General features: G+C 73.6%; 14 protein-coding genes. All 14 read left to right on the forward strand.

Annotated features, from left to right (window positions below; all coding sequences use genetic code 11):
* Nucleotides 1-61: 61 nt before the first annotated feature.
* The 14 genes from ACH9D2_RS16545 (at nucleotide 62) to ACH9D2_RS16610 (ending at nucleotide 17,251) form a co-directional block, all read left to right on the forward strand.
* Complete coding sequence (locus tag ACH9D2_RS16545) at nucleotides 62-1,189, forward strand: tRNA (adenine-N1)-methyltransferase (RefSeq protein ID WP_396363917.1); 1,128 nt, start codon at nucleotides 62-64, stop codon at nucleotides 1,187-1,189.
* Entirely contained in the window at nucleotides 1,186-2,958 is a 1,773-nt protein-coding gene (arc, locus tag ACH9D2_RS16550) for a proteasome ATPase (protein ID WP_396363918.1), read from the forward strand. The genes ACH9D2_RS16545 and arc overlap by 4 nt, the downstream gene beginning before the upstream one ends.
* Nucleotides 2,955-4,592: a depupylase/deamidase Dop gene (gene dop / locus ACH9D2_RS16555; RefSeq protein ID WP_396363919.1), complete on the forward strand. Its 1,638-nt coding sequence runs from the start codon at nucleotides 2,955-2,957 to the stop codon at nucleotides 4,590-4,592. Before arc ends, dop begins: the two co-directional genes overlap by 4 nt.
* 35 nt (nucleotides 4,593-4,627) lie before the next feature.
* Entirely contained in the window at nucleotides 4,628-4,837 is a 210-nt protein-coding gene (locus tag ACH9D2_RS16560) for a ubiquitin-like protein Pup (RefSeq protein WP_396363920.1), read from the forward strand.
* A 5-nt stretch (nucleotides 4,838-4,842) separates the two neighbouring features.
* The gene (pafA, locus tag ACH9D2_RS16565; protein ID WP_396363922.1) at nucleotides 4,843-6,276 is read left to right on the forward strand and encodes a Pup--protein ligase; all 1,434 of its coding nucleotides are present in this window, start codon (nucleotides 4,843-4,845) and stop codon (nucleotides 6,274-6,276) included.
* A 131-nt stretch (nucleotides 6,277-6,407) separates the two neighbouring features.
* Nucleotides 6,408-7,367 (forward strand): FKBP-type peptidyl-prolyl cis-trans isomerase, encoded by a 960-nt coding sequence (locus tag ACH9D2_RS16570; protein ID WP_396363923.1) that lies wholly within the window; start codon nucleotides 6,408-6,410, stop codon nucleotides 7,365-7,367.
* Between the two features lie 106 nt (nucleotides 7,368-7,473).
* Nucleotides 7,474-7,869, forward strand: a complete 396-nt coding sequence (locus ACH9D2_RS16575; protein ID WP_396363924.1) for an FKBP-type peptidyl-prolyl cis-trans isomerase — start codon at nucleotides 7,474-7,476, stop codon at nucleotides 7,867-7,869.
* 11 nt (nucleotides 7,870-7,880) lie between these two features.
* Entirely contained in the window at nucleotides 7,881-9,956 is a 2,076-nt protein-coding gene (locus ACH9D2_RS16580) for a WYL domain-containing transcriptional regulator (RefSeq protein ID WP_396363925.1), read from the forward strand.
* A 23-nt stretch (nucleotides 9,957-9,979) separates the two neighbouring features.
* The gene (locus ACH9D2_RS16585; protein ID WP_396363926.1) at nucleotides 9,980-10,351 is read left to right on the forward strand and encodes a hypothetical protein; all 372 of its coding nucleotides are present in this window, start codon (nucleotides 9,980-9,982) and stop codon (nucleotides 10,349-10,351) included.
* Nucleotides 10,341-10,640 (forward strand): Sec-independent protein translocase subunit TatA, encoded by a 300-nt coding sequence (tatA, locus tag ACH9D2_RS16590; protein WP_396363927.1) that lies wholly within the window; start codon nucleotides 10,341-10,343, stop codon nucleotides 10,638-10,640. The genes ACH9D2_RS16585 and tatA overlap by 11 nt, the downstream gene beginning before the upstream one ends.
* A gap of 135 nt (nucleotides 10,641-10,775) precedes the next feature.
* A complete protein-coding gene (tatC, locus tag ACH9D2_RS16595) occupies nucleotides 10,776-11,657 on the forward strand; it encodes a twin-arginine translocase subunit TatC (protein WP_396363928.1) in 882 nt (293 codons plus the stop codon).
* Between the two features lie 71 nt (nucleotides 11,658-11,728).
* Entirely contained in the window at nucleotides 11,729-14,566 is a 2,838-nt protein-coding gene (locus ACH9D2_RS16600) for a DEAD/DEAH box helicase (protein WP_396363929.1), read from the forward strand.
* 62 nt (nucleotides 14,567-14,628) lie between these two features.
* Nucleotides 14,629-16,317: an amidohydrolase family protein gene (locus ACH9D2_RS16605; RefSeq protein ID WP_396363930.1), complete on the forward strand. Its 1,689-nt coding sequence runs from the start codon at nucleotides 14,629-14,631 to the stop codon at nucleotides 16,315-16,317.
* A 196-nt stretch (nucleotides 16,318-16,513) separates the two neighbouring features.
* A complete protein-coding gene (locus tag ACH9D2_RS16610; protein ID WP_396363931.1) occupies nucleotides 16,514-17,251 on the forward strand; it encodes a polyprenol monophosphomannose synthase in 738 nt (245 codons plus the stop codon).
* The last annotated feature ends 29 nt before the right edge of the window (nucleotides 17,252-17,280 follow it).

Raw genomic sequence — 17,280 nt, forward strand, 5'->3', positions numbered from 1 at the left:
GGAGCCTCCGCCGGCCCCCGCACGACCAGACCAGACCACGCCCTGCCCCGAGAGTGAGCCGATGACCGGAACCGCTGACCAGACCGCCGCCCCCACGCCCGCGTCCCCGCGGGGCGCCGCCAACCGGCGCGGGCCCTTCCGGGCCGGGGAGCGCGTGCAGCTGACCGACGAGCGCGGGCGGATGAACACGGTCACGCTCGCGGAGGACGGCGCGTTCCACTCCCACCGCGGGGTGCTCAGCCACGGCGAGCTCATCGGCCACCCGGAGGGCACCGTGGTCGAGAACTCGGCCGGGTTCCGCTACCAGGCCCTGCGCCCGCTGCTCAAGGACTTCGTGCTGTCCATGCCGCGCGGCGCCGCGGTGGTCTACCCCAAGGACGCCGGCCAGATCGTCACGATGGCCGACATCTTCCCCGGCGCCCGCGTGGTCGAGGCCGGCGTCGGCTCCGGCGCCCTGTCCATCTCCCTGCTGCGCGCGGTGGGCGACGAGGGCCGCCTGCACTCCTTCGAGCGGCGGGCGGAGTTCGCCGACATCGCCCGCGGCAACGTGGAGACCATGTTCGGCGGCCCCCACCCCGCGTGGCAGATCAGCATCGGGGACCTCGCCGAGGAGCTCGGCGAGCACGAGGAGCCCGGCTCCGTGGACCGCGTGGTCCTCGACATGCTCGCCCCGTGGGAGTGCCTCGACGCCGTGGCCACGGCCCTCGCCCCGGGCGGGGTGGTCATGTGCTACGTCGCGACCGTCACCCAGCTCTCCCGCACCGCCGAGGCGATGCGCGCCGACGGCCGGTACACCGAGCCCGACGCCTCCGAGACCATGGTCCGCGGCTGGCACGTCGAGGGCCTGGCCGTGCGCCCCGACCACCGCATGGTCGCCCACACCGGCTTCCTGCTCTCCGCGCGCCGGCTCGCCGACGGCTCCGAGCGGCTGGCCCCCAAACGACGGGCCTCCAAGTCCGAGTACAGCCAGGAGGACCTGGACACCTGGACCCCCGTGGCCCTCGGCGAGCGCGACGTCACCGACAAGAAGCTGCGCCGCGCCGGCCGCGACGCCCTGGGCCTGGCCGAGCGAGCCGCCCGCGCGACCGCGCCGGACACCGTCCCCGGGACCACGCCCCCGCCGGCATCCGCTCCCGAGGCGGCTCCCGGGACCGGGGCGCCCGAGCACCCCGACGAGGAGCGCCCGTGAACGAGACCTCCCCGCAGCAGACCGCCGGCCCGGCCGACGCCGAGCAGACCCGCCGCGCCCTCGTCAACGCCCAGCGGCAGGTCAACATCCTGCGCGACCAGAAGCGCGCCCTGGACAAGCAGCTCGCGACCGCCGGGACGCAGAACCAGAAGCTCGTCCGGCTCCTCGATGCCACCCGCACCGAGATCGCCCAGCTCAAGCGCGCCCTCGAGAACGACCTCGTCCCGCCGCTGAGCCAGGGCACCGTCCTGCAGGTCAACCCCGGGCGCGCCCCCGTCGGCGAGCAGACGGGCACCGGGCCCGCCGTCACCGACCGCACCCTCGACGTCCTCGTCGCCGGCCGCCGCATGCGCGTGGCCCTCAGCCCGCTCGTGAGCTTCACCGCCTGCGAGCCCGGCCGGCAGGTCCTCCTCGACCAGAACTACACCGTCGGCGCCGTCCTCGACTACGAGCAGACCGGCGAGATCGCCACCGTCAAGGAGATCGTCGACCACGACCGCGTCCTCACCGTCGGGCGCTCCGACGAGGAGCGCGTCCTGCTGCTCTCCGGGCTCCTGCGCCGCAGCCGTCCCGAGATCGGCGACGCCGTGTCCATCGACCACCGCACCGGCTTCGCCCTCGAACCCATCGAGCGCTCCGACGTCGAGCAGCTCGTGCTCGAGGAGGTCCCCGACGTCTCCTACGACGACATCGGCGGCCTCGGCCCCCAGATCGAGCAGATCCGCGACGCCGTCGAGCTGCCCTTCGTCCACCCCGAGCTCTACCGCGAGCACGGGCTCACCCCGCCCAAGGGCATCCTCCTCTACGGTCCTCCCGGCAACGGCAAGACCCTCATCGCGAAGGCCGTCGCCCGCTCCCTCGCCGAGCGCGCGGCGGACCGCGCCGGGCGCGGCAGGGCCCTGGGCTACTTCCTCAACATCAAGGGTCCCGAGCTGCTGGACAAGTACGTGGGGGAGACCGAGCGGCAGATCCGCTCCATCTTCCTGCGCGCCCGCGAGCAGGCGGCCCGCGGCATCCCCGTGGTCGTGTTCTTCGACGAGATGGACTCCCTGTTCCGCACCCGCGGCTCCGGGCTGTCCTCGGACGTGGAGACCACCATCGTCCCGCAGCTGCTCACCGAGATCGACGGCGTGGAGCGCCTCGACAACGTCATCGTCATCGGCGCCACCAACCGCGAGGACATGATCGACCCCGCGGTGCTGCGCCCGGGCCGGCTCGACGTCAAGATCCGCATCGACCGCCCGGACGCCGAGGGCGCGGCCGAGATCCTCAGGCTCTACGTCACCGAGGACCTGCCCCTGCGCCAGGACGAGGTCGACACCGCCGGCTCCCGCACCGGGGCCGTCGCCGCCCTCGTCGACGCCGCCGTCGCCCGGATGTACCAGAAGAGCCCCGGCACGCAGTTCCTGCACCTGAGCTACCGGGACGGCACCGAGGAGACCCTCTACTTCAGCGACTTCACCTCCGGTGCGGTCATCCGCAACGTCGTGGACCGGGCCAAGAAGCAGGCCATCAAGGACCTGCTCACCACCGGCGTCCGCGGCCTGGGCCGCGAGCACCTGGTCCGGGCGGTGGACGAGGAGTTCCACGAGCAGCAGGACCTGCCCAACACCTCCAACCCGGAGGACTGGGCCCGCATCTCCGGGCGCCGCGGCGACACCATCACGGACCTGCGCGTGGTCCTGCACCGCGACCCGCACCCGGCCGGACCCGGCGAGCGCCACGCCCAGGCACCGGCCGGCCCGGTCCCGGGGGAGGGACCCGCATGAGCGTCCGCCGCGTCATGGGCGCCGAGACCGAGTTCGGCGTGCTCGCCAACGGCAACCCCCGTGCCAACGCCACCGTGCTCTCCAGCCAGGTGGTCACCACCTACGCCGCCCTCGTGCGGCGCCGTCTCGGCGCGTCCCGCACCGCCGCCGGCTGGGACTACCACGGCGAGACCCCCCTCCAGGACGCCCGCGGCTTCACCGTCCCCCGCGAGCAGGCCGATCCCTCCCAGCTCACCGACGTCGCCCCGGTGCTCACCGCCGAGGAGGTCGCCGCCGAGGCGCTGCGGGAGACCGGCACCCACGCCGAGTCCCTGGACTGGCGGCAGGTCGTGATGAACACCGTCCTGCCCAACGGCGCCCGCCTCTACGTGGACCACTCCCACCCCGAGTACTCCTCCCCGGAGGTCACCACCCCCCGCGACGCCGTCCTCTGGGACGCCGCCGGGGACCGGGTCGCCCTCGACGCGGTCCGGGCGATCGCCGCCAGCGCCGCCGGCACCGGCCTCGACGTCGTGAACCTCTACAAGAACAACACCGACAACAAGTCCGTCTCCTACGGCGCCCACGAGAACTACCTCGTGCCCCGCTCCGTGCCCTTCGCCGCCCTCGCCGCGGGCCTGCTGCCCTTCTTCGCGTCCCGCCAGGTCGTGTGCGGCGCCGGTCGCGTGGGGCTCGGCGACCGGGGCACGCGCCCGGGCTTCCAGATCAGCCAGCGCGCCGACTTCTTCGAGCGCGAGGTCGGCCTCGAGACCACCGTCCACCGGCCCATCGTCAACACCCGTGACGAGCCCCACGCCGAGCGCACCCACCACCGGCGCCTGCACGTCATCATCGGCGACGCCAACCTCTCGCACACCTCGAGCCTGCTCAAGTTCGGCACCACCTCCCTGGTCCTGGGCCTGATCGAGGCCGGCGCCGCCCCCGACCTCGCCCTCGCCGACCCGGTGGCCGCCCTGCAGGCGATCAGCCACGATCCGGGGCTGACCACCACCGTCCTGCTCCGGGACGGCCGGCGGCTCACGGGCGTCCAGCTGCAGCGGTTCTACCTCGAGGCCGCCCGGGCGCACGAGCTCGCGACCGGTGGACCCGACCCGGACACCGCCGAGGTGCTCGGGCTGTGGGAGGAGGTCCTCGACGCCCTCGAGGCCGACCCCCTGTCCCTGGCGGACCGCCTCGACTGGGTCGCCAAGCACGCTCTGCTGCTGGGCTACCGCGAGCGCGACGGTCTCTCCTGGGAGGACCCGCGCCTGACGCTGATCGACCTGCAGTACGCGGACGTGCGCCCGGAGAAGGGGCTGCACCACCGGCTGGTCGCGGCCGGCCGGATGCGCACCCTCTTCACCGCGGAGGAGGTCGAGCGCGCGGCGGGCCTGCCCCCCGACGACACCCGGGCGTGGTTCCGGGGCCGGCTGGTCACCCGCTTCCCCGACGACGTCCTCACGGCCAACTGGGACTCGGTCTCGCTCACCCTGCCCGGGGTCCGCCGCGGCGCGCGGATCACGATGCCCGAGCCGCTCGAGCTGACCCGGGAGGACGTCGACCCCCTGCTGTCCGCAGCGCCCGACGCGGAGCACCTCGTCCGCGCCCTCGCCGCCGCCCGTCCCGCCCTCGTGCACACCGGCTCCCTCGGCTGAGCACCCCGACCACCGAACCCCAGGAGGACCCTCTCATGGCCCAGGAACGCATCTTCGGCACCGGCGCCCAGCGCCGCGAGGAGACCGAGCTCCCCGAGCCCGGCGCCCCCGCCCCCACGACCCCCACCGCCCAGTCGCAGGCCAGCACCGGCAGCACCGACGACCTGCTCGCCGAGATCGACGGCGTGCTCGAGTCCAACGCCGAGGAGTTCGTGAAGGGCTTCGTCCAGAAGGGCGGCCAGTAGCCCCCATGGACCGCAGGATCTACGGGGTCGAGACCGAGTTCGGCATCACCCACAGCGCCCCGGGCGCCCGTCCGCTCAGCCCGGAGGAGGCCGCGCGCACCCTCTTCCGCCCCGTCGTGGCCTGGGGCCGGTCCTCGAACGTGTTCCTGCCCAACGGCGGGCGCCTCTACCTGGACGTCGGCTCCCACCCCGAGTACGCCACCGCGGAGTGCGCCACGCTCGAGGACCTCGTCGCCCAGGACAAGGCCGGCGAGTTGATCGTCGACGACCTCCGGCGGCAGGCCCAGGACGCCCTGGGGGAGCAGGAGGTGGCCGGGCAGCTGTACCTGTTCAAGAACAACGTCGACTCGCGCGGCAACTCCTACGGCTCCCACGAGAACTACCTGATCGCCCGGCGCACCGAGTTCGCCCGGCTCGTGCAGATCCTCATCCCGTTCCTGGTCACCCGCCAGCTCCTCGTCGGCGCCGGCAAGGTGCACCCCACCGGGCCCGAGGACTTCGGCGCCGTGCGCATGGGGGACGCCGCCGGGGCGCCGAGCTACTCCTTCTCCCAGCGCGCCGACCACATCTGGGAGGGCTCGTCCTCGGCCACGACCCGCTCCCGGCCCCTCATCAACACCCGGGACGAGCCGCACGCGGACGCCGAGCACTACCGCCGGCTGCACGTCATCGTGGGCGACTCGACGATGTCCCAGACCACCACCGCGCTGCGGATCGGGACGACCGACCTCGTGCTGCGGATGATCGAGGCCGGACAGATCCTGCCCGACCGCACCATGGTGGACCCGGTGCGGTCGCTGAGGGAAGTCTCCCACGACCTCACCGGCACCCGCCCGGTGGCGCTGGCCGACGGCACCCGCCGCTCCGCCCTGGACCTGCAGCGCGAGCACCTGGAGGCCGTGCGCCGGTTCGTGGACCGCGAGGGCGCCCACCACGACCGGGTGCCGTGGGTGCTGGACCTGTGGGAGCGGACCCTGGACGCCGTGGCCCGCCAGGACGCCTCGGCCGTCGACACCGAGATCGACTGGGCGATCAAGAAGAAGCTCCTCGACGGCTACGCCGCCCGCGACGGCCTGGACCTCTCGTCGCCCCGGATGGCGCAGCTGGACCTCGCCTACCACGACACGGCCCCGGAACGGGGGCTGTTCAACCTCCTGCAGCGCCGGGGACGGGCGGCGACATTCGTCCCGGACGACCGGGTCCGGGAGGCCGCCCGGACCCCGCCCGCCACCCGGGCCGCCGTGCGCGGCCGGTTCATCGACGCGGTCGTCGCGTCCGGGCACAACTACACCGTCGACTGGGTGCACCTGAAGGTCAACGACCGCAGCCAGCGCACGGTGCTGTGCAAGGACCCGTTCGCCGTGCACCACCCCGAGGCCGACGCCCTGGTGGCCGGTCTCGGCGAGCGCGACGCCGCGGGGGACGCCCCCGTGGTCTGAGACCCCGACGGGAGCGCCGGACGCTCCCCGTCCAGTCAACGCCCAGCGCCCTGCACTAGGCTGGCCGCCGTCCCGCCCCGTGCCGTCCGACATCACCGCCCCACCCGGCCCGACCCCTGAGGAAGCAACCCGTGCGAAAGACCCTGACCACCTCCGGTGCCGCCCTGACCCTGGCGCTCGTCCTCGCGGGCTGCTCCGGGCCCGGCGTCGACTCCGTGGAGCTCAGCAACGAACCGGACCCGGGCACGGCCCCGTCGGTCACCTTCGAGACCCCGCTCAACGCCGAGGAGGCCGGGGCGAAGGAGCTGCGCGAGGGCGAGGGCGAGGAGATCGCCGAGGGCGACACCATCCTCCTGCAGGCCGCGCTCTTCAAGGGCTCCGACGGCACCTCCATCGGCGAGACCTACTCCCGCGGCGCCGGCCAGGTGCTCCAGCTCGAGCAGGAGCTCAAGGATCAGATCCCGGAGATGTACGACGCGCTCGTGGGCGCCAAGGAGGGCGCGATCATCGCGTACTCGTCCCCGGAGACCGCCGGGGCCGCCGGCGACGAGTCGACCTCCGTGGAGGTCTACGAGGTCGTGCGGAAGATCCCCACCGAGATCGACGGCGAGATGCAGGACAGCCCCCGGGGTCTGCCGGAGATCACCGAGAACGACGAGGGCGTGCCCGCCGTGGCGAAGCCGGAGGGCAAGGCCCCCGAGAAGCTCGTCTCCGAGTACCTCATCGAGGGCGACGGCGAGGAGGTCGCCGCGGGCGACACGGTCATCGCGCACTACGTGGGCGTGAAGTGGTCCGACGGCGAGACCTTCGACTCCTCCTACGAGAACGGCGCCCCCGCCTCCTTCCCGCTCGACAACGTCATCGAGGGCTGGCAGGAGGGCCTCGAGGGCATGAAGGAGGGCTCCCGCGTGGTCCTCTCCGTGCCCGTGGGCCAGGCCTACGGCACGGAGAAGGAGCTGGGGAAGGACTCCGACTACCCGGCCGGCAGCCTGCTCTTCGTCGTCGACATCCTGGCGGCCGTGGACACCCCCGAGGCGCCGGCCGCGGAGGAGCCCTCCGCCTCGCCGTCCCCCTCCGCGACCGGGGAGTAGCCCCCGGTCGGCTAAGGTGGCCCGGTGGGGCGCGAGGCCCCGCGGGGACCTCGCACCCCACCTTCCCGACGACGACCCGTCGACGACCCGACGAACAGGAGCACCCATGTCCTTCGGAGAGCGCAAGCTCGACCGCAGCAAGCCCGAGATCGACTTCCCCGAGGGGGAGGCCCCCACCGAGCTCGTCATCACGGACCTCGTGGAGGGCACCGGCGCCGAGGCGACCCCCGGCAAGCAGATCTCCTGCCACTACGTGGGCGTGACGTTCTCGGCCGGCGAGGAGTTCGACGCCTCCTGGAACCGCGGCCAGCCCCTCGACTTCACCGTGGGCATCGGCCAGGTCATCGAGGGCTGGGACAAGGGCCTGCTCGGCATGAAGGTCGGCGGCCGCCGCCGGCTGGAGATCCCCTCGGACCAGGCCTACGGCTCCCGCGGAGCCGGCGGGGTCATCGGCCCGGACGAGGCCCTGATCTTCGTGGTGGACCTCGTGGACGTGCGCTGAGGACCCACCCGATGGCAGCCCGATCGACGGAGCGGCTTCTCAACCTGCTCATCGCCCTGGTCTCCCGCGAACGCGGGTACACCCGCGCCGAGCTCCGGGAGGCCGTTCCGTCGTACGCGGAGTCCGCGTCCGACGAGGCGTTCGAGCGCATGTTCGAGCGCGACAAGGCGGAGCTGCGCGACCTCGGCTACCCCATCGAGGAGGTCTCCGAGGACCCCCTGTTCCCCGACGACACGCACGGCCACCGCTACCGGATCCCGCGGGGATCCTTCACCCTCCCGCCCCTGCAGTTCACGGCGGAGGAGTCCGCGGTGCTCGCCCTGGCGGCCAACGCCTGGACGGACGCCTCCCTCGGCGAGCTCGCCCACCGCGCCCTGCGCAAGCTCGAGCCCGCCATCGGCGGCCTGCCGGAGGACGACGCCCCGCCGCTGCTGCAGCCCACCCTCACCGCCCACGAGCCGTCCTTCGAGCCGCTGCTCTCGGCCGTGGTGCGCCACCGCGAGGTGCGCTTCGACTACCTGGCCCGCAGCACCGACCAGCTCACCACCCGGCGGCTGAGGCCGTGGGGGATCGGCTCCCGCTACGGCAACTGGTACGTGGTCGGCTGGGACCTCGACCGCAAGGACTCCCGCACGTTCCGGCTCTCGCGGATCATGTCCGACGTCACGGTCACCCGCAGGGAGTTCGACCCGCCCGAGAACTTCTCCATGAACGAGTCGCTGTCCCACATGGTCTCCCACGCCCCCGCGCGCACCGTGGAGGTCCTCGCCCGGCCCGGCCACGCGCACATGCTGCGCCGCATGGCCTCCCGGCAGGAGCCGGGCGTCGGGGCCGGGTACGGCGTCGAGCGCTGGGACCGGCTGCACATCCCCTTCGCGGAGACCGAGATCCTCGCCGAGGAGATCGCCGCGGCCGGCCCCGGCGTCGTCGTGCCCCGGGACGGGGACGGCACCGCGCCCACGATGCAGGCCGAGGTGCGCGCCGCCGTGGAGCGCCGGCTGCGCAGCGCCGAGTCGGCCGTGGCACGGTTCCGCGGGGTGCAGGTCGACTGGAGCCTCAAGTCCCGCAAGGGCACGCGCAACAAGCTCTCCACCGCGGACCACCTCTCGCGGCTGCTCGAGATCGTCCGCTGGGTCTACGCCCACCAGGGCGCGGAGCTCGAGGAGACCGCCCGCCGGTTCGGGATCACCGACCAGGAGCTGATCGCGGACCTCAACACCCTGTTCGTGTGCGGCAAGCCCGGGCACATGCCGGACCAGCTGATCGACGCGTCCTGGGACGACGGCCACGTCTACCTCTCCAACGCGGACGAGCTCTCCGACCCCGTGCGCCTCACGCAGCCGGAGGCCTCCGCGCTGCTCGTGGGACTGCAGACGCTGCGCACGGTGCCCGGCGGGGACTCCGAGGCGGTGGCGTCCACGATCGCGAAGGTCGCCGGGGCCGCGGGGGACGCCGGGGTGCTCGCCAACGCGGTGGGCGCCCGCCCCATCACGGACACCCCCGCGCCCGCCCTCACCGACGTCATGGCGGCGGTGCGCCACGCCGTGGAGCAGCGCCGCCGGATCCGGATCCGCTACGTGGTCCCCTCCCGCGACGAGCTCACGGAGCGGGTCGTCGACCCGGTCCAGGTGTTCTCCTCCAACACCCACTGGTACGTGCGCGCCTGGTGCCTCGACGCCGAGGGGATGCGCAACTTCCGGCTGGACCGGATCTCCGCCGTCGAGGACGCCGGCCCGGCGGGGGAGCGTCCCGCCGCCCAGGAGGCCGCCGCCGCGTCCCCGCCCGCCCCCGGCACCCCGGACACCGTGGAGGTCGTGCTCGTCACCGACCGGCGCAGCCGGTGGATCGCCGACCAGTACCACGCGACCCGCACCGCCGTGGTCCGGGTCCCCGGCGGCGCCCGCACCGGGCCGGCTGCCGACCACGAGGCCGCGCTCATCGGGTTCCAGACGGTCGAGGCCGTGTGCGCGCTCGTCACCCGCTACGGCGGCCAGCTCGCCGTGATCGGGCCCGACGACGTCGTGGCGCAGGTGGAACTCTGGGTGAACTCTGCGCTCCGGGCCTACGGGACGTCCGAGCCGGCCTGATCCGCCCGCCTATACTGGAGGACATGCTCTGGTGGTCCTGGGTCCTGCTGTGGACGGTCCTCGTCCTGCTCGGCGCGGCATTCCTCGGACTGATGCTGTGGCGTCTGGCGAAGACCTTCTTCGTGCTGCTCCGGGACACCGAGACGGTGGCCGGGGAGTTCGCCCAGCGCTGGGACGACGCGGCCGCCGGGGTGCAGCGACCCGTCCGGACCGCACCGGATCCGGCCCTCTTCACCCCGGTGGGGCAGGCCCTGGCCGACTACCGGGCCGGCCGCGACCAACGAGAAACCGCCCGTCTGAGACGCCGCATGGAGCGCAAGGACCGCATGGGCCAGCCGCAGCGGATCAGCGACATCCGCCGGGCTGAACGGAAAGGAACGTCCAATGTTCGGTAGGCTCTTCGACAGCCCCTTCATGATCCTGATCATCCTGCTGGTGATCGTGCTGCTGTTCGGCGCGCCCAAGCTCCCGGGCATGGCCCGCAGCCTCGGCCAGTCGCTGCGCATCTTCAAGTCCGAGGTCAAGGAGATGAAGAAGGACGACCAGCCGGACGGTTCGGACGTGGTCATCGACGGCAAGCCCGTGGAGAGCGGCCAGGACGTGACCCCGGACCGGGCCCCCGGCGCCTCCGGCACGGACGCCCCGCGCGACCCCGAGCAGCGCCCCGGCCGCCCTCCGGCCTGACCCCGCCCCGCTCCGCCCACCTCCTCCGTCCCGATCCTCCGCGCCGCCACCGAGCGGTCCGCGCCCCCGGCCCGGGGAACGGATCGCCCGATCGGCCCCGGCGCACCGTGCGGCCCCGACGTCCCGAAGGTCCCCATGTCCTCGCAGTCCCCCCGCGGACCCCAGAAGCGCCGGACGGCGCGCAAGGCCAATCCGCAGGCGCAGATGGCCCTGGCCGAGCACCTGCGGGAGTTGCGCAACCGGCTGATCAAGTCCGCGGTGGCCACCGTCCTGGGCATGGTCGGCGGCTTCTTCCTGTACGTCCCGTTCATGGCCTACATCACGGAGCCCCTGCAGCGACTGGCCCGGGCGGAGGGCAGCGAGGCCTCCATCAACTACTCGGCCGTGGGCTCGTCCTTCAACATCATGGTGGAGGTGTCCCTGGTGCTCGGCCTGGTCCTGGCCAGCCCCGTGTGGCTCTACCAGCTCTGGGCGTTCGTGACCCCGGCCCTGCACCGGAGCGAGCGCCGCTACGCGGTCGGCTTCCTGGTCGCGGCCGTCCCGCTCTTTCTGGGCGGGATCGCGGTCGCCGTGCTCACCCTGCCCACGGCCGTCTACGCCCTCACCGCGTTCACCCCGGCGGGCGGCACCAACTTCATCTCCGCTGACGTGTACCTGCGGTTCTTCCTCCAGCTGATCCTGACCTTCGGCGTGGCGTTCGTGCTGCCGGTGTTCCTGGTCGGCCTGAACATGCTCGGCGTGCTCTCCGGACGGACGGTGCTCAAGAGCTGGCGGATCGTCGTGGTCCTCGTGATGGTCGTCTCCGCGATGGCCGCCCCGGGGCCCGACCCGATGACGATGTTCTACCTCGCGGTGCCGCTGCTCACGCTCTTCTTCGTGGCGGTCGGGCTGTGCCTGCTCCTCGACCGCCGGCGGGCCCGGAAGGAGGCCCGCCTCGCGGCGGGCACGGGCGCCGCGGCGGACGTCGCGACCCCCGCCGACGAGCTCGAGCACCTGGGCCGCGACCCCGAGGACTGATCGGCTCGGCCCGTCGCGAACGGGCCTCCGGCGGACCCGAGCACGGCCGGGCCGAGCAGTAGGGTGGACGCATGTCCTCCTACGCCGATCGATACCTGGCCGCCAAGCAGCGGGCCGCCCACGCGAGGACCGAGCTCGCCGTGTTCCAGCACCGGCTCGAGTTCGAGATGGACGACTTCCAGGCGACCGCCTGCGGGGCCCTCGAGGAGGGCCGCGGGGTGCTCGTGGCCGCGCCGACGGGCGCCGGCAAGACCGTGGTGGGGGAGTTCGCCGTCCACCTGGCCCTGTCCCGCGGGCAGAAGGCCTTCTACACGACGCCCATCAAGGCGCTCAGCAACCAGAAGTTCCACGAGTTCTCCCGGGCCTTCGGCGCCGAACGGGTCGGCCTGCTCACCGGGGACACCTCCGTGAACTCCGAGGCGGACGTCGTGGTGATGACCACCGAGGTCCTGCGCAACATGCTGTACGCGGACTCGCCCACCCTGCTGAACCTGGGCTTCGTGATCATGGACGAGGTGCACTACCTCGCCGACCGCTTCCGGGGCGCCGTGTGGGAGGAGGTCATCATCCACCTGCCGGACAGCGTCCAGCTGGTCTCCCTGTCCGCGACCGTCTCCAACGCCGAGGAGTTCGGGGCGTGGCTGGACACCGTGCGCGGCGACACGGACGTGGTCGTCTCCGAGCACCGGCCGGTCCCGCTGTGGCAGCACGTGCAGGTGGGCGGGCGGCTGCTCGACCTCTTCGTGGACGACACCACGGTCGAGGAGGCCGCCGAGCGGCTCGGCGGCCCCGGCCAGGACGAGCCCGAGGTCAACCCCGAGCTGCTCCAGCTCGCCCGCGCCGAGCACCCGCGCGGCGGCCGCAGGGGTGGTCGCGGCCCCGGCGGCCGGTCCCGCGACCGGTTCTCACGCCGCAACGGCGGCGAGGGCAACCGGCCGAGCCCCGAGACGCGCCGGGTGTCCCGGCCGCAGCTGATCCGCCGCCTCGACGCCGAGGGGCTGCTGCCCGTCATCACCTTCATCTTCTCCCGCGCCGGGTGCGACGCCGCCGTGCAGCAGTGCGTCGCCGCGGACATCCGGCTGACCACCGAGAAGGAGCAGCAGACCGTCCGTGCCCGGGTGGCCGAGACCGCCGCCTCCCTCGAGGCCGCGGACCTCAACGTCCTCGGCTTCTACGAGTGGCGCGACGGCCTCCTGCGCGGCGTGGCCGCCCACCACGCGGGAATGCTGCCCGCCTTCAAGGAGCTCGTGGAGCAGCTGTTCGCCGACGGGCTCGTCAAGGCGGTCTTCGCCACGGAGACCCTGGCGCTGGGCATCAACATGCCGGCCCGCTCCGTGGTGCTCGAGAAGCTCGACAAGTTCAACGGCGAGTCCCGGGTGGACATCACACCGGGGGAGTACACCCAGCTCACCGGTCGCGCCGGGCGCCGGGGGATCGACGTCGAGGGCCACGCGGTGGTGCTGTGGCAGCCCGGGATGGACCCGCACGCCGTCGCGGGTCTCGCCTCCAAGCGCACGTACCCCCTGAACTCGAGCTTCCGGCCCACCTACAACATGTCCGTGAACCTGGTGGCCCAGTTCGGTGCCCGCCGCTCCCGCAAGATCCTCGAGTCGTCCTTCGCCCAGTTCCAGGCCGACCGCTCCGTGGTGGGCCTGGCCCGCCGGGTCCGCTCCCAGGAGGAGTCCCTCAAGGGCTACGAGGAGGCCATGACCTGCCACCTCGGGGACTTCACCGAGTACGCCGCCCTGCGCCGGGAGCTCAACGACCTCGAGCGCGCCGAGGAGAAGGCCGGCTCCCGGCGGCGCCGCTCGGACGCCGTCGCGTCCCTGCACGACCTGCTGCCCGGGGACGTCGTGGAGATCCCGCGCGGGCGCAACGCCGGCTACGCCGTGATCCTGTCCACCGACCCCAACCGGGACGACCCCCGCCCCTCGATCCTCACACTGGACCACCAGCTGCGCCGGGTGGGGGCACAGGACCTGGACGGGCCCCTCGAGCCGGTCTCCCGGATCCGGATCCCGAAGCACTTCACGGGCAGGACGCCCAAGGAGCGGCGCGACCTCGCCTCGTCCGTGCGCAACGCCCTGCACGAGCACCGGCCCCCGCGGGGCGGCGGCCGGGGGCACACCATCCAGTTCGACCGCGGCACCAGCGCGGCCGAGCGGCGCATCACGGAGGTCCGCAAGGCCCTGCGCGGGCACCCCTGCCACGGCTGCTCGGACCGTGAGAGCCACGCCCGGTGGGCGGAGCGCTGGTGGACGCTGCGCCGGGACACCGACGGGCTGCTGCGCCAGATCGAGAGCCGCACCAACACCATCGCCAAGACCTTCGACCGCGTCTCCCGGGTGCTGGGCTCCTTCGGCTACCTCGAGACCCTCCCGGACGGGGAGGTCCGGCCGACCCGCGCCGGCGAGCAGCTGCGGCGGATCTACGGGGACCGGGACCTGCTCCTCGCGCTGAGCCTGCGCGACGGCGTCCTCGACGGCCTCGACCCCGCCGCCACCGCGGGGCTCGTGACTCTGCTCGTCTACCAGGCCAAGCGCGAGGAGCAGGGGATCCAGCCCGTCCTCCCGTCCGCCGCCATGGACCGTGCCGCGCAGATCGTGGTGCGCAACTGGTCCCGGCTCACCGACCGCGAGCAGGAGCACCACCTCCCGGCCACCGCGGAGCCGGATTTCGGCCTCGTGGAGCCGATGTACCTCTGGGCGCGCGGCGCCGTCCTGAGCACGGCCCTGTCCGGCACGGAGCTCGCCGCCGGCGACTTCGTGCGCTGGGCGAAGCAGGTGATCGACATGCTCGACCAGCTCGCGGGGATCGACCTCCTCGACGCCGACACGCGCACCCAGTGCCAGCGCGCCATCGCGCTGGTGCGCCGCGGCGTCGTGGCCCACTCCGCGTTCGAGGACTGAGCGGCGCCACCACTGCAGCTCCGCCACCCTCCGCCCGCCCGACCGACCCGAACAGGAGACCTGTGAGCGCCACCGTCCCCGCCCGTCCCGTCCTCTACCGCAACGGCTCCGTCTACAGTCCCGCCGACCCGTTCGCCACCGCCCTGCTGGTCGACGGCGCCCGCGTCGCCTGGGTCGGCTCCGAGGAGGCCGCGCGGTCCCTGCAGGATTCCTCCATGGACGTGGTCGACCTCGACGGGCGGCTGCTGGCCCCGGGGTTCGTGGACTCGCACGTGCACGTGACGGAGACCGCCCTGGCGCTGTCCACCCTCGACCTCACCGCGGCCGGGTCCCTGCACGAGGTGCTCGACGCCGTGGCCGGTGCCGCGCGCACGGGCCACGGCCCGGTCCTCGGCTCCGGCTGGGACGAGTCCGTGTGGCCGGAGCGCCGGGCGCCGACGGCCGAGGAGCTCGACCGGGCCGCCGGGGGGCGCGAGGTCTACCTGACGCGGATCGACGTCCACTCCGGGGTGGTGTCCTCGGCCCTGGCCCGGCGACTGGGCCTCGCCGGCGTCGAGGGGTGGCTCGGCGACGGCCGGGTCGAGAACCTGGCCCACGACCGCGTGCGCGCCGCGGCCCTCGGCTTCGACGCCGGGCGCCGCGCCGAGCTGCACCGGCTGGCCCTGCGGCACGCCGCGTCCCAGGGCTACGTGGCCCTGGCCGAGGCCAACGCCGAGCAGGTGGCCCCGTTCGAGGACCTCGTCCAGCTGACGGCCCTCGCCAACCACGGGATCGGCGCGGAGGGCCCCACCCCCCGGGTGGTGCCCTACCGGGGAGAGCTCGCGGCCACGGCACAGGAGGCGAGGGCGGTGGTGGAGCGGTTCGACACCGCCCTGGCGCACCTGCTCGGACGGGCCGTGGACCGGCGGGAGTCGCTCGTGGGGCTCGCCGGCGACCTGTGCGTCGACGGCGCCCTGGGCTCTCGCACCGCCGCCCTGCGCGCGCCCTACGCCGACGCCCCGGACGATCTGGGCGACCGCTACCTCGACGCCGAGGCCGTGGCGGCCCACCTCGCCGCGACCACGGAGGCCGGCCTGCAGGGCGGTTTCCACGTCATCGGGGACGCCGGGATGGACATCGTCCTCGACGGCCTCGACCGCGCCGAGGAGCTCGTGGGGGAGCGCGCCCTGCACAGCGCGGGCCACCGACTGGAGCACGCCGAGATGATCGATCCCGAGGGGATCGAACGGCTCGCCCGCCACGCCGTGACCGTCTCCGTGCAACCGGGGTTCGACGCCGCCTGGGGCGGACCCGGCGGGCTCTACGAGCAGCGTCTCGGCGCCGACCGGGCGGCCGCGATGAACCCGATGGCCTCGTTCTACCGCGCCGGGGTGCCCGTGGCCCTCGGCAGCGACGCCCCCGTGGTGCCGCTGTCCCCGTGGGAGACCGTCCGGGCCTGCCTCCAGCACCACGACCCCGACCAGCGGATCTCCGCGCGGGCCGCGTTCCTCGCCTCCACCCGGGGCGCGTGGCGGGCCGCCCGGCACCCGGACCCCATGCAGGGCCAGCTCGCGCCCGGCACTCCGGCCACGTTCGCCGTCTGGGACGTCGAGACCCTCATGGTGCAGCAGGCCGAGGGGACCGGCTCCGCCTGGAGCACCGACCCGCGCGCCCGCACCCCGCTGCTGCCCGCGCTCGACGGCACGTCCCTGCCCGTGTGCCGCCAGACCGTGCTCGACGGCATGGAGCTGTACCGCTCCGCCGGATTCTGAGCCGCTCGACGCCCCGCCGGGCCGTGCCGGGGGATCTTGGTCGCAGGCACGGGGCAGGATAGGCTGGGCAACTGCTGCCGGGTGGGCTCGCTCGTCCTTAGAAAACAGGCCGGCATCCCCTCAGGGCCGGACTGGTCCGAAGGCGAGGGAGCCTGCCCTGTGGTGCGGCAGGTGAGACCTCGAAAGGAACGACCCGGTGCGCGTACTGACCGTCATCCCCACCTACAACGAACACGAGTCCCTGCCGACCGTGATGGACCGGCTGCGCCAGGCCGTCCCGGACGGGCACGTGCTGGTGGTGGACGACAACAGCCCGGACGGGACCGGCCGGCTGGCCGACGAGATGGCGGCCGCGGACGGGAACATCCACGTCCTGCACCGCACGAGCAAGGAGGGCCTCGGCGCCGCGTACATCGCCGGCTTCCGCTGGGGCCTGGCCCGGGACTACGACGTCCTGGTCGAGATGGACGCCGACTGCTCGCACCAGCCCGAACAGCTCCCGCTGCTGCTGGACGCCGTGGAGCGCGGCGCCGACCTCGCCATCGGATCCCGCTACGTCCCCGGCGGGCGCACGGTGAACTGGCCCCTGCAGCGCCAGCTGCTCTCGCGCGGCGGCAACTTCTACGCCCGCACCCTGCTGGGCTCCCGGATCCACGACATCACCGCCGGCTACCGCGCCTTCCGCCGCGAGACCCTCGAGCGGATCGGCCTCGAGACCGTCGACTCCAAGGGCTACTGCTTCCAGATCGATCTCGGCTGGCGCACCGAGCGGGCCGGCCTGAACGTCGTGGAGGTGCCGATCACCTTCGTGGAGCGCGCCGAGGGGGAGTCCAAGATGAGCCCGGACGTGACCCGGGAGGCCGTCGTGCGCGTCGCCCAGTGGGGCCTCTCCGCCCGGGCGAAGACCCTGGCGGGCAAGCTCACCCGGCGCTGAGCTCCCGGCCGGCGCACCGCCCGGACGCG

Source organism: Kocuria rhizosphaericola (assembly GCF_044462205.1).
GTDB classification, from domain to species: Bacteria; Actinomycetota; Actinomycetes; order Actinomycetales; family Micrococcaceae; genus Kocuria; species Kocuria rhizosphaericola.

Excerpts from the sequence above, each read along its gene's own strand:
- ACH9D2_RS16600 (WP_396363929.1), top strand. The coding sequence starts at position 11,729 with ATGTCCTCCTACGCCGATCGATACCTGGCCGCCAAGCAGCGGGCCGCC.
- pafA (WP_396363922.1), top strand. The coding sequence starts at position 4,843 with ATGGACCGCAGGATCTACGGGGTCGAGACCGAGTTCGGCATCACCCAC.
- ACH9D2_RS16585 (WP_396363926.1), top strand. The coding sequence starts at position 9,980 with ATGCTCTGGTGGTCCTGGGTCCTGCTGTGGACGGTCCTCGTCCTGCTC.
- tatA (WP_396363927.1), top strand. The coding sequence starts at position 10,341 with ATGTTCGGTAGGCTCTTCGACAGCCCCTTCATGATCCTGATCATCCTG.
- tatC (WP_396363928.1), top strand. The coding sequence starts at position 10,776 with ATGTCCTCGCAGTCCCCCCGCGGACCCCAGAAGCGCCGGACGGCGCGC.
- ACH9D2_RS16580 (WP_396363925.1), top strand. The coding sequence starts at position 7,881 with ATGGCAGCCCGATCGACGGAGCGGCTTCTCAACCTGCTCATCGCCCTG.
- ACH9D2_RS16560 (WP_396363920.1), top strand. The coding sequence starts at position 4,628 with ATGGCCCAGGAACGCATCTTCGGCACCGGCGCCCAGCGCCGCGAGGAG.
- ACH9D2_RS16575 (WP_396363924.1), top strand. The coding sequence starts at position 7,474 with ATGTCCTTCGGAGAGCGCAAGCTCGACCGCAGCAAGCCCGAGATCGAC.
- ACH9D2_RS16545 (WP_396363917.1), top strand. The coding sequence starts at position 62 with ATGACCGGAACCGCTGACCAGACCGCCGCCCCCACGCCCGCGTCCCCG.
- dop (WP_396363919.1), top strand. The coding sequence starts at position 2,955 with ATGAGCGTCCGCCGCGTCATGGGCGCCGAGACCGAGTTCGGCGTGCTC.